This window comes from Pseudomonas sp. FP2338 (assembly GCF_030687515.1).
GTDB classification, from domain to species: Bacteria; Pseudomonadota; Gammaproteobacteria; order Pseudomonadales; family Pseudomonadaceae; genus Aquipseudomonas; species Aquipseudomonas salomonii.
The window spans coordinates 2,516,032-2,527,605 of sequence record NZ_CP117436.1; the positions used below are offsets into that span (position 1 = coordinate 2,516,032).

Consider the following 11,574-nt stretch of genomic DNA (forward strand, 5'->3'; position numbering starts at 1 on the left):
CAACCTTGTAAGTCGGAAAAACCATCTGCAATCCCTCGCACTGTGTGATCAGGCGAAGGACTTTGCAGAGGTTTTCAGGACAACTCTGTAGAGCTTATCCGGCGTTTACGTGGGAAGTTTCAACGGCCTTCGTGCGCTCCCGCCCAATCACCAGGCTGCACAGCGCCGGCAGGAACAGCAGCGTCAACACGGTTCCTACCAGCACCCCGCCAATCAGCACGTAGGCCAGGGACGACCAGAACACCGACAGCGTCAACGGAATAAACGCCAGCGCCGCCGCCAAGGCGGTGAGGATCACCGGCCGCGCCCGGCGCACGGTGGCTTCGATAATCGCCTCGCGCACCGCCATGCCATGGTCCTGGTTCTGGCGGATCTGGTCGGTAAAGATCAGCGTGTTGCGCATCAGAATGCCGCCGATCCCGATCAGGCCCAGAATCGCGTTAAAGCCGAACGGCTGGTTGAACAGCAGCAAGGTCGGCACCGCGCCAATCAAACCGAGCGGCGCCGTGGCGAAGACCATGAACATCACGCCGAACGAGCGCACCTGGAACATGATCACCGTGAGGGTCAGCAAAATCATGATCGGGAACAATGCCGCCAGCGCCACGTTGGCCTTGGCGCTTTCTTCCACCGGGCCGCCGATCTCGATCTGGTAACCGGCGGGAAGCTTGGCGATCAAGGGTTGCAGGTCTTTGTACACGGCCATTTCCACGTCGGGCGGTTGCACGCCGTCGATGATGTCGGCGCGCACTTCCACGGTGCTTGCACGGTTGCGCCGCTTGAGGATCGGCTCTTCCATCACCGCCTGGAAGTGCCCGACCTGGGCCAGCGGCACCGAGGTGCCGGCACTGTTGGTGAGGGTCATGTTGTTGAGGTTGCCGAGGTTTTCGCGCTGGTTGCCCTGGGCGCGCGCGACCACCGAGACGGTGCGGTTGCCTTCGCGCACTTCGGTGATCGGGTTGCCGCTGAGCAAGGCGTTGAGCTGGGATTTGACCTCGTTGGGCGTGAAGCCCAGCAGGCGCAGGCGGTCCTGGTCCAGCACCAGCCGATAGCCGCTGGTGCGCTCGCCCCAGTCGAGGAACGCGTCCTTGGTCAGCGTGTTGGCCGCCACGACGCGGCGCACGTCTTCGGACACCCCGCGCAGCACATCCAGGTTCGGCCCGGACACACGAAACACCACCGGGAACGGCACCGGCGGGCCAAACAGCAATTGCGTGACGCGCACCCGCGCTGCCGGGAATTCACCGGCGGCAATGCGTTCACGCATGCGCACTTTCAATGCGTCACGGGCATGGGAGTCCGGGGTTTGCACAATCAGCTTGGCAAACGCCGGGTCGGGCAGTTCGGGGTTCAGCGACAGGAAAAAGCGTGGCGCACCGCCGCCCACATAGGTGTCGACCAGGCTGGTTTGCGGCTCTTGCAGCAAGGCTTTTTCCAGCTGCGCCGCCACCGCTTCGGTGCTTTTGAAGGCGCTGCCGGGCGGCATGTACACCTCAAGGATCAGTTCGGAACGGTCGGAGTTGGGGAAAAACTGCTTCTTCACCACGCCCATGCCCAGCACGCACAGTACAAAGGCACCGACCACCAGGCCCGTGACCAGCCAGCGTTGGCGCACGCAGGCTTCAACCAGGCTGCGCAGTTTCTGGTAATAACGGCCGGCGTAAATCGCGTCATGCCCGCCCGGCACCGGTTTGATCTGCGGCAGCAACTTCACGCCCAGGTACGGCGTGAACACCACGGCCACCAGCCAGGACGAGATCAGCGCAAAACCGACGATCCAGAAGATATTGCCGGCATATTCGCCTGCGCCGGAACGCGCAAAACCCACCGGCAGAAAGCCGATGATGGTCACCAAGGTGCCGGTGAGCATCGGCGCCGCAGTGGAGCTCCAGGCAAACGTGGCGGCGTGAATCCGGTCAAACCCTTCTTCGAGTTTTACCACCATCATCTCGATGGCGATGATCGCGTCGTCCACCAGCAAACCCAGGGAAATAATCAGCGCGCCCAAGGTAATGCGGTCAAATTCACGCCCGGTGAGCAGCATGATCACAAACACTACGGATAAGGTCAGCGGCACTGCGGCGGCCACCACCAGCCCGACGCGAAAGCCCAGGGCCAACAGGCTGATCACCATCACCACGGCCAGGGCGACGAAGAACTTGAGCATGAATTCATTCACCGCCAGGCTGATGTTTTTCGCTTGGTCGGAGACCTTGGCGAAGTTTACGCCCAGCGGCAGGTCCGCCTGGATTCTGGCTTCCTGGGCCTTGAGGCTTTTGTCCAGTTCCAGGCCGTTCCAGTGTTTCTCCATGATCACGCCCAGCATCAGCGCGGGGTCGCCCTGATGGCGGATGCGGTAGCTGGGCGGGTCTTCATAACCACGACTCACGGTCGCCACATCGGCAATGCGCAGCACGCGGCCGTTGGCTTCCAGCGGTACGTTTTCGATCAGCGCCGGGCTGTCGAAGGCGCCGTCGATACGGATATAGGCACGCGCGCCGGAGGTTTCGACAAAACCCGACGGCGCCACCGCGTTTTGCGCGGCGAGGGCGGCGAAGATCTGGTCGGGCTTGATGCCTAACGTGGCCAGGCGCTCATAAGAGAACTCGACAAAGATCCGCTGCGCCTGCTCGCCGAGGATATTGACCTTCTTCACGCCCGGCAGGTTGAGCAAGCCCTGGCGCAAGTCTTCGGCCATCTGCACTTGCTGGCGATGGGGCAGGTGTTCGGCTTCCAGCGCATACAGGGCGAAATACACGTCGGAATATTCATCGTTGAAGAACGGCCCGATCACGCCTTTGGGCAGTTTCGCCGCTTCGTCGCTGAGTTTTTTGCGGGTCTGGTAGAACAGGTCCTGGATCTCGCTGGGGCGCGTGGACTCCTTGTAGGTCATGCGCATCGACACGAAACCCGGCTGGGCGATGGTCTCTACACGGTCGTAGTAGTCCAGTTCCTGCAGGCGTTTTTCCAGGCGGTCGGCGACTTGTTCCTGCATCTCCTGAGCGGTGGCGCCGGGCCAGGCGGCGGTGATGGTCATGACCTTGACGGTAAACGACGGGTCTTCGGCGCGCCCCAGTTTGCCGAACGAGAAGATCCCGGCGGCGAGGATCGCAATGATCAGAAACAGCGTGACGGCGCGGTGCTTTACCGCCAGTTCGGAGAGGTTGATGCCGCGCATGCTCAGTGGTCCTGTTTACGGTTGAGGGCCAGTGTCTGGGCCGGCAGCAGGCGCACCGTGTCGCCGCTGTGCAGCAAGTGCGCGCCGAGGGCGACGACGATCTGGCCCGGCGTTACGCCACTCTCTAGCAGCGCGTCTTCCTGGCCGAGGCTGGCCACGTTGACGGGGGCGAAGCTGACCTTGTCGTCCGCGCCGATCACCCACACGCCGGTGCCTTGCCCCGCATCCTGCAACGCGCCGATGGGCACGCGGGTTTGCTGGGCCTGGCCATTGCCTTGCAGGCGCACGGTGATGGTCGAGCCGAGGGCAAAACGGTCGACGGCGCCATGCAGCACGTAGCGTGCGCGGTAGGTGCGGGTGGTGGGGTCGGCGCTGGCCGACAGCTCGCGCAGCGTGGCTGTCACGGCCTGGTCCTGTGCGCCGAACGGGAAGGCCAGGGCTTTTTGCGCGGCTTGGTCACGCTGGTTTTCCGGCAGGTTGACGATGGCTTCGCGGGCGCCGTCATGGGCCAGGCGCGCCACGATCTGGCCTTCGGCGACCACTTGGCCGCGATCCACGCGCACATCGGTGATGATGCCGTCGCCGTCGGCCTTGAGCACCGAGTAGGTGCGGCGGTTTTCGATCTGGCTGGCATCCGATTGCGCCGCGGCCAACTCGGCTTCGGCCACGCGCAGGTTGGTCGCCGACTGGTCGAAGATCTGCCGCGACACAGCGCCGGTACTGGCCAGGCGCTGGTAGCGGTTTTCGTCATCACGGCGCTGGCGCAATTGCGCTTGGGCAGCGTTGACGCGGTTTTTGGCCGAACGCAGGGCCAGTTCGAAGTCGCCGATGTCCAGCACCAATAGGGTGTCACCACGGGCGACGTGCTGGCCGGGGTCGACCTTGCGTTCGATGACTTTACCGCTGACCCGGAAACCCAAATCGCTTTCGGTGCGCGCCGCGACCACACCGGTGTAGGCGCTTTGCTGGGTGCCGGCGGCTTCTACCTTGGCGGCCAGAACGGGACGCGGCAGGGGCACTTCAGCAGCGGTGTCGGCCTTGCTGTTGCAGCCGCTGAGGATAATCAACAGGGCCAGGGGCGTGAGAAGACGCAGGGGAAGAGGGGGCATGACGGGCTCCAGGGGTGGCCAATGGATAAAAAATTATGGACATAATTTTTCGCTCATATTATGGTCGAAATATAAATTAATCCAGCCCCCGGATATTCCTAATGTCGAACGCCCCGGCCCCGTCGCGAAGCCTGTTGTTTTTACTGGTGGCGCTCACCGCGCTCGGTGAAGTCTCGACCCAATTGCTGATCCCCGGCCTGGGCGCTATCGAGCAGGCACTGGCGGCGCCAGCGGGTTCGGCGTTGCTGGCGTTGTCGGCATTTGTCGCCGCCTTTGGCCTTGGGCAGTTGCTGTTCGGGCCGCTGTCGGACCGCATCGGCCGTCGCCCCGTGCTGCTTGGCGGGCTGGCGTTGTATGTGCTGGCGACCCTGTCGATGCTGCTGGTCAGCGACATTCAACAGTTCATTGCCGCCCGCGTGCTGCAAGGCCTGGGCGCCTGCGCCGCGTTGGTGTTGGCGCGCACGGTGGTGCGCGATGTGTGGAAGGCTGAAGCGGGGCCGGCGCTGGCGTTGACCATGATCGGCATGCTCTACGCCATCGTGGTGGCGCCGATGATTGGCGGGTTGCTGATCAAGCTGCTGGGCTGGCAGGCGCCGATCGTGCTGGCGCTGGTGATCGGCAGCGTGGTGCTGGTGTTGGCGCTGCTGTTCTTTCGCGAGAGCAATCACTTTCTGGACCCCAAGGCCGGGCATTGGCGCACGCTCGGCGGGCAATACCTGGATTTGCTCAAGGGCCGCCAGTATCGGGCGTACGCGGTGGCGTTGGCTTGCACCTACGGCGCGATGTTCGCGGTGATTGCGGGTTCATCGGCGGTGTTTATCAACTTGCTAGGGTTCAGCAGCCTGGAGTACGGGCTTAATTTTGGCCTGATCGTGTCGATGCTGATCGTGGGTTCTACCTACACCCGGCGCAATATCCTGCGCCTGGGGCCGCAACGCATTGTGTCAATGGGCGTGACGCTGGTGGCCATCGGCGGGATTCTGGCGGTGGTGATTTACGAGCTGTTCGGCCTGTCGACGCTGGGCCTGGATATTCCGGTGGCATTGGTCACCCTCGGCGGCGGCCTGGTGTTGCCGGGCTCGGTGACGGGCGGGGTGATGCCCAACGCCCATCGCGCAGGGCTGGCGGCGGGGTTGATGGGCTTTTCGCAGATGTTTGGCGCGACGTGCAGTGGGCTGTTGTTGAGCCAGCTGCGCGATGGCAGTGCCACGCCGATGATCATGATCCAGGCGAGCTTTGCGGTGTCGGCGTTTGTGGCGTTCCAGCTGCTGCGCCAGCGCCGGGCGGTGCTGGCCGCGGCGTAGCCGCGCTTTTCTGTGGGAGCTGGCTTGCCTGCGATAGCATCACCGCGTTTCTACTGAAAGACCGAGGTGTCTGCATCGCAGGCAAGCCAGCTCCCACATTTGAACCGTGGTTGAATCAGGCCATGTCGTTCTCCAGATAGAACGCTACGTGCTGTTTTTGCCATCTAGCGCTGTAAAGGTGGCGGTTTTAAGCTGTGCTCATGCACTGCTTTCACGCCTTTGGAGACACACCATGAAAAACATCATCGGTATCTACACCAGCCCACGCAGCCATTGGGTAGGCGACGGCTTTCCGGTTCGCACGCTGTTTTCCTACGACACCATGGGCAAACACATCAGCCCGTTCCTGTTGCTGGACCACGCTGGGCCGGCCGATTTCACCCCGACTCAAACCCGTCGCGGCGTCGGCCAGCACCCGCATCGCGGCTTCGAGACCGTGACCATCGTCTACAAGGGCGAAGTCGAGCACCGCGATTCCACCGGCGCTGGCGGCACCATCGGCCCAGGCGATGTGCAATGGATGACCGCGGCCAAAGGCATCCTGCATGAGGAGTTCCACTCCGAGGCGTTTGCCCAAAAGGGCGGCGCGCTGGAAATGGTGCAGTTGTGGGTCAACCTGCCCGCCAAGGACAAAATGACCGATGCCGGCTACCAAACCATTCTCGACGGCGATATCCCGGCGCTGCCCCTGGCCGACAACGCCGGCAGCCTGCGCCTGATTGCCGGGGAGTTTGCCGGTGCAAAAGGCCCGGCCCGCACCTTCACGCCGATCGACGTGTGGGATGTGCGCCTCAATGCCGGCAAGTCGGTGACCCTCGACCTGCACGCCGGGCGCAACACCGCGCTGGTGGTGCTCAAAGGTACGGTGCAGGTCAATGGCCAGGAACTGGTGCGCGAAGGGCAACTGGCGTTATTCGAACGCGACGGCGATCAGCTGGCGCTGGAATCCAACAACGACGTGATGTTCCTGTTGCTCAGCGGTGAACCCATCGACGAGCCCATCGTCGGCCACGGCCCGTTCGTGATGAACACCGAGCAAGAGATTCACCAGGCCTTTGCCGACTTCCAGTCCGGCCAGTTCGGCCAGATGCATCACTGATTCACCCCGGACTATCGCAACCTGTTCACCCGCTATAACGCGCTGACTGGCGCCAAGCAAGCGCGAGACCCAAGGTTTGCCACATACCCCCTGTGTGAGCGGGCTCTGAGTGGGAGCTGGCTTGCCTGCGATGCAGGCACCTCGGTATGACTGATAAACCGAGGTGATGCCATCGCAGGCAAGCCAGCTCCCACACAAAACCAGCTTCCACATTAAGCCCACACACATTTTGTGCTGCGCTATACCCGCTAACTTCAATTCATGCGATCTTCTCGCCACACACCCTGGAGTCGCCTGGATGCCCTCATTTATCGCTGATCACCCGATGCTGTGCGCCGTGGCGCTGATCTTTATCGACATCGCCGTGTGGCGGCTTATTTCCGCCGACCTCGCCAACTGGAAACTGGCGGCGCGCCTGGCGATCTTTGCGGTGTTCAGCGCCGTGCTGTTCAACGACGGCATGAACCCCATGCAACTCGCGCCCTATGGCGACAACACCGCCTTGCACCTGGCCGCCACGGCGTTACAGATCGGCTGGTGGCTGTTTGCCGCGCGGACCCTCACGGTATTGCTCGGCACGGTCATGATGAATCGCGTCGGGCACGGCGGGCGCCTGTTGCAAGACCTGCTGGGCGCGGTGATCTTTTTGATTGCGATCATCGCCGCCATGGCCTACGTACTCGACCTGCCGGTCAAGGGCGTGCTCGCCACCTCCGGCGCGGTGGCGATCATCGTCGGCCTGGCGTTGCAAAGCACCTTGAGCGACGTGTTTTCCGGGATCGTGCTCAACACCACCAAGCCGTATCAGGTGGATGACTGGATCTCCATCGACGGCACCGAAGGGCGCGTCACCGACATCGACTGGCGCGCCACGCGCCTGCAAACCTCCCAGGGCAGCATGGCGGTGATCCCCAACTCCCTGGCGGCCAAGGCCAAGATCATCAACTTCTCACGCCCGGCGGACATGTTCGGCCTGGCGGTCAGCCTGCAAGTCAGCCCGCATGCGCGCCCGCAAACCGTGATCGAAGCGCTGGAGCGTGCGATGCAAGGTTGTCGCCCTTTGCTGGCCAAACCCGCGCCCAGTGTGGCGTTCAAGACCTCCGCCAGTGGCGGTGTGGAATACGAGATCAGCGGGTTCGTGCCGGCCATGGGCCAAAAGCGTGAAGTGCGTAACCAGCTTTACGACCTGGCATTCCGTCACCTGCAAGCGGCGGGCGTGGGTGTGCTGTCGGCCACCGAAAGCAGCGCGCCACCGCTGATGTCGCCTGCACGGGCGTTGCTGGAGCGTTCGTCGATTTTTTCCACGTTGCGCCAGGAAGAAAAAGACACCTTCAGCCAGAACATGACCCTTCACACCTACCGCGCCGGCGAGATGATCCTGCCGGCCGGGGAGGTCAGCGACCATTTGTTTATCGTCGAATCCGGCGTGGTCTCGGTGATGTTGATCAAGGGTGGCCACACGTTCGAAGCCGGGCGCATGGGGCCGGGCGAAGTGATTGGCGAGTCGGGTATTTTGTCTGAGCAAGCGGCGTTGGCGGACTTTACCGCCAAGACCTTCTGCACGCTGTATCGCATCGAAAATGAATACCTCAAACCTTGCCTGGACGCGCGGCATGACATCAGCGAAGCGATGAAAGCGCTGCTGGATTTCCGCCTGCACGCCGCGCAAGTCCTGACCCAGGACGCGCCGGTGGTGCCGGTCAAGAAAGGCTTTTTGCAATGGCTGCGTAATCGCGGGTTGTGAGGCCGTAACGCCATATCGTCGGGATGTAACGCGATCTAAATGTGGGAGCGGGCTTGCTCGCGAATGCGGTGTGTCAGTCGATGCAAAGGTGACTGACCCACCGTATTCGCGAGCAAGCCCGCTCCCACATTCAGACTGAGTTGTTTCAGTTGGAAAATGCGCACCGGGTTCGGCACGCACTGCTGCTTGCTCAATGGCTCAAATACACCGGGCTGTCGGTGGACAGCGAGGCTTTTACCGCGTGGGTCATGTCGGTGATTAGCGCTTCTTCGCGGTCTTCACTCAATGCCTTCAAGGTAATGGCCACCACTTCCTGCGGCGTGCTTTTCGGCGCCTGCACATCCGCCACCATGTCGGTGTCGATGTAGGCCGGGTGCACGCCGATCACCAAGGTGTTCTGTTCGCGCAATTCACCGCGCAGGCCATTGGTGAGGCCCCACTGCGCCGACTTGGAAGTGCTGTAGCCGCCGGAGCCGGGCGGGCTCAGCCAGCTCAGTACCGAGAGGATATTGATCAACGCGCCGCCACCGTGCTGGGCCAGGATCGGCGCAAACGCGCGGCTCAGGCGCAAGGTGCCGACGGTGTTCACCTCAAAGTGCTGCTGCAGGTTTTCGATACTGTCTTCGGCCAGCAACGAACCGTACTTGAGCCAGCCTGCGTTGTTGATCAACACGCTGACATCGCCGCACTGCTCGGCGGCGCGCTGCACGCTGGCCGGGTCGGTAATGTCCAGGGCAATCGGCGTGCTGCCGGGGATATCCACACTGGCCGGGTCACGCGCACCGGCATACACCTTGGCCGCACCCGCTGCCAGCAGCGCGGTGACAAACGCTTTGCCCAGGCCACGATTGGCACCGGTAACCAACACCACTTTTCCACGAATATCCATGATGCACTCCAGGCGACTAATTAGGTTTAATAATGAAACCGTTTTTATCTTGGGCCTGTTGGTCCTATAATGCAACCTAATATTTCAGCATGCCCGGAGGCCCGACGATGAAACGCAAATGCCTGGAAGGCGACTGTTGCCCGGTCGCCCGCGCGCTCGACGTGGTGGGGGATTGGTGGACGCTGTTGATCATCCGCGACGCCTACGCCGGGGTGACGCGCTTCGGTGACTTCCAAAAACACCTGGGCGTGGCGAAAAACATCCTCGCCACGCGCCTCAAGGACATGGTCGAACAAGGCCTGCTGCAAACCAGCGAAGTGGGTGCGCGCAGCGAATATCAACTCACCGACAAAGGCCGTGCGCTGATGCCGGTGCTGGTAACCCTGGCGCAATGGGGCGAAACCTTCACGCAGCCGGCCGATGGCAGCACCCACTTGCTGGATGCGCGCTTGCTCAAGCCGCTGCGCAAGGTTGAGATCGTGTCCGAAGACGGCCGGGTGCTGGGCCTGGAAGACATCATCACGCAGATGCCAGCGGCATTAGCCTAGGTATCTATTTACACAGAACCTGTGGCAAATGGACTGTTGTGGCGAGCAGGCTTGTTGTGGCAAGCCTGCTCGCCACAATAAGCAGGCTCGCCACAAAGGCGGCATGGCGACCTGAAACGCTCTCGGGCAAAGTCTCCAATACGTCAGGGGCATTTTCTTCAATACCACCGCCGTTCAGCCCTTTACCGTGAAGCCATCGTCACTCGGCATCACCAAAAGGAACTGCAATGAGCTTGATCATCTCCATGGCCGCCTTCGCTCTGGCCACGTCCATCACTCCCGGCCCGGTCAATGTGGTGGCGCTCAGTTCGGGCGCGCGCTTTGGCTTTGTCGCCAGCCAGAAACACGTATTCGGCGCCGCCGTGGGCTTTACCTTGCTGCTGGTGCTGATCGGCCTGGGCCTGCATGAAGTGCTGGTGCGCTGGCCGATCCTCACCCAGTTGATCCAGTGGGGCGGGGTCGCGTTTTTGCTGTACATGGCCTGGAAACTTGCGGTCGACGATGGCCGGCTTGACGCCGAAGGCACCGCCACCGCGCCGTCGATGCTCTACGGCGCGATCATGCAATGGCTCAACCCCAAGGCCTGGCTGGCCTGCGTGGCGGGTATGGGCTTGTTCGTGGCCGATGGCGATGCGCGCCAAGTCTGGCTGTTCGCGGCGCTGTACCTGGTGATCTGCTACCTGTCGGTGGCGTGCTGGGCCTACGCCGGCACGTTTTTGCGGCGCTACTTGAGCAACCCCCAAGGTGTGCGCCTGTTCAACCGCTCAATGGCCGCGTTGCTGGTGGCCAGTGTGGGTTATTTGCTGATGGCTTGAGCAAGTCGCGGTATTGCCCCGGCGTGGCGGCAAAATGCAGTTTGAAGGTGCGCTGAAAATGCGCCTGGTCGGCAAACCCGGCGGCCAGCGCCACATCGGCGATCAGCTCGCCATTGCGCAATTGCGTGCGGGCAAACTGAATGCGCCGGTTCACCAGGAACGCATGGGGCGTGAGCCCGTAATACTGCTTGAACGCGCGGATCAGGTACGACGGCGACAGCTCGGCCGCCAGGCAAATATCTTCCAGCTTCAACGCTTCGGTGCAGTGCGCGCGGATGTACTCGGCGGCGCGCTCCAGCTTGTGGTTGACCTCACGCAGCGGCGTCAACGACGGGTTCAGGCGCTGCTGCACCTCGGTGAAATAACTCACCAGCGCACTCTCTTTCTGCAGCAACTCGGCCTGTTCATCCAGCAGCATTGCGTACAGCTCGATCAGGCCGTTATACAAAACAGTGTCGCGGGTATGCGGGGTATTGAACGGCCGATAACCCTGCTCGGTACTGAAGCCCAGTTGGTATTGCAGGTCCGTGAGCCACGGCGTGTCGAGGTAAATCATGTGATACGACCAATGCTGGTCGTGGATCGGGTTGCACGCGTGCACATCGCCGGGGTTCATCAACACCACCGTGCCGGCGCTGATCTCGAAGGTCTGCGCGCCATAGTGGTAATAACTGCGCCCACTGGTGATGGCGCCGATGGAAAAATGCTCGTGGGCGTGACGGGTGTAAGTGACCTTGCGCCCGTCGGCGATGGTGCGCGCCTCGATGAACGGCAAGCGCTCGTCACGCCAGAAGCGTGGCGCGTGCGCGGGGTGAGGCGGGGTGTTCAGCGACATGGCGGTGGCTCCATCCCTTGAGACGAGTTGCGATCATTGCACAGACCGCCGGG

Annotated in this window: 9 protein-coding genes; 5 read left to right on the forward strand and 4 right to left on the reverse strand. The window is 62.2% G+C overall.

Annotated elements, in window-relative coordinates; all coding sequences use genetic code 11:
* Window positions 1-94 precede the first annotated feature (94 nt).
* A complete protein-coding gene (locus PSH96_RS11575; RefSeq protein WP_305459348.1) occupies window positions 95-3,178 on the reverse strand; it encodes an efflux RND transporter permease subunit in 3,084 nt (1,027 codons plus the stop codon).
* 2 nt (window positions 3,179-3,180) lie between these two features.
* A complete protein-coding gene (locus PSH96_RS11580; protein WP_305459350.1) occupies window positions 3,181-4,287 on the reverse strand; it encodes an efflux RND transporter periplasmic adaptor subunit in 1,107 nt (368 codons plus the stop codon).
* A 101-nt stretch (window positions 4,288-4,388) separates the two neighbouring features.
* Between PSH96_RS11580 and PSH96_RS11585 the strand changes: the two genes are divergently transcribed.
* The 3 genes from PSH96_RS11585 to PSH96_RS11595 all read left to right on the forward strand — a co-directional run bounded on the left by PSH96_RS11585 (window position 4,389) and on the right by PSH96_RS11595 (window position 8,434).
* Window positions 4,389-5,591: a multidrug effflux MFS transporter gene (locus PSH96_RS11585; RefSeq protein WP_305459351.1), complete on the forward strand. Its 1,203-nt coding sequence runs from the start codon at window positions 4,389-4,391 to the stop codon at window positions 5,589-5,591.
* 232 nt (window positions 5,592-5,823) lie between these two features.
* On the forward strand, window positions 5,824-6,690 hold the full coding sequence (locus tag PSH96_RS11590) for a pirin family protein (protein WP_305459353.1): 867 nt from the start codon (window positions 5,824-5,826) through the stop codon (window positions 6,688-6,690).
* Between the two features lie 298 nt (window positions 6,691-6,988).
* Window positions 6,989-8,434: a mechanosensitive ion channel domain-containing protein gene (locus tag PSH96_RS11595; RefSeq protein ID WP_305459355.1), complete on the forward strand. Its 1,446-nt coding sequence runs from the start codon at window positions 6,989-6,991 to the stop codon at window positions 8,432-8,434.
* Between the two features lie 190 nt (window positions 8,435-8,624).
* On the opposite strand, the gene PSH96_RS11600 is transcribed toward PSH96_RS11595, so the two are convergent.
* The gene (locus tag PSH96_RS11600; protein WP_305459357.1) at window positions 8,625-9,323 is read right to left on the reverse strand and encodes an SDR family oxidoreductase; all 699 of its coding nucleotides are present in this window, start codon (window positions 9,321-9,323) and stop codon (window positions 8,625-8,627) included.
* A 107-nt stretch (window positions 9,324-9,430) separates the two neighbouring features.
* Here PSH96_RS11600 and PSH96_RS11605 point away from each other — a divergent pair, with 107 nt between their 5' ends.
* The gene (locus PSH96_RS11605; RefSeq protein ID WP_305459359.1) at window positions 9,431-9,871 is read left to right on the forward strand and encodes a helix-turn-helix domain-containing protein; all 441 of its coding nucleotides are present in this window, start codon (window positions 9,431-9,433) and stop codon (window positions 9,869-9,871) included.
* A 227-nt stretch (window positions 9,872-10,098) separates the two neighbouring features.
* A complete protein-coding gene (locus PSH96_RS11610; RefSeq protein WP_065931521.1) occupies window positions 10,099-10,686 on the forward strand; it encodes a LysE family translocator in 588 nt (195 codons plus the stop codon).
* On the opposite strand, the gene PSH96_RS11615 is transcribed toward PSH96_RS11610, so the two are convergent.
* Window positions 10,628-11,521: an AraC family transcriptional regulator gene (locus PSH96_RS11615; protein WP_305459361.1), complete on the reverse strand. Its 894-nt coding sequence runs from the start codon at window positions 11,519-11,521 to the stop codon at window positions 10,628-10,630. The genes PSH96_RS11610 and PSH96_RS11615 overlap by 59 nt on opposite strands.
* Window positions 11,522-11,574: the final 53 nt, after the last annotated feature.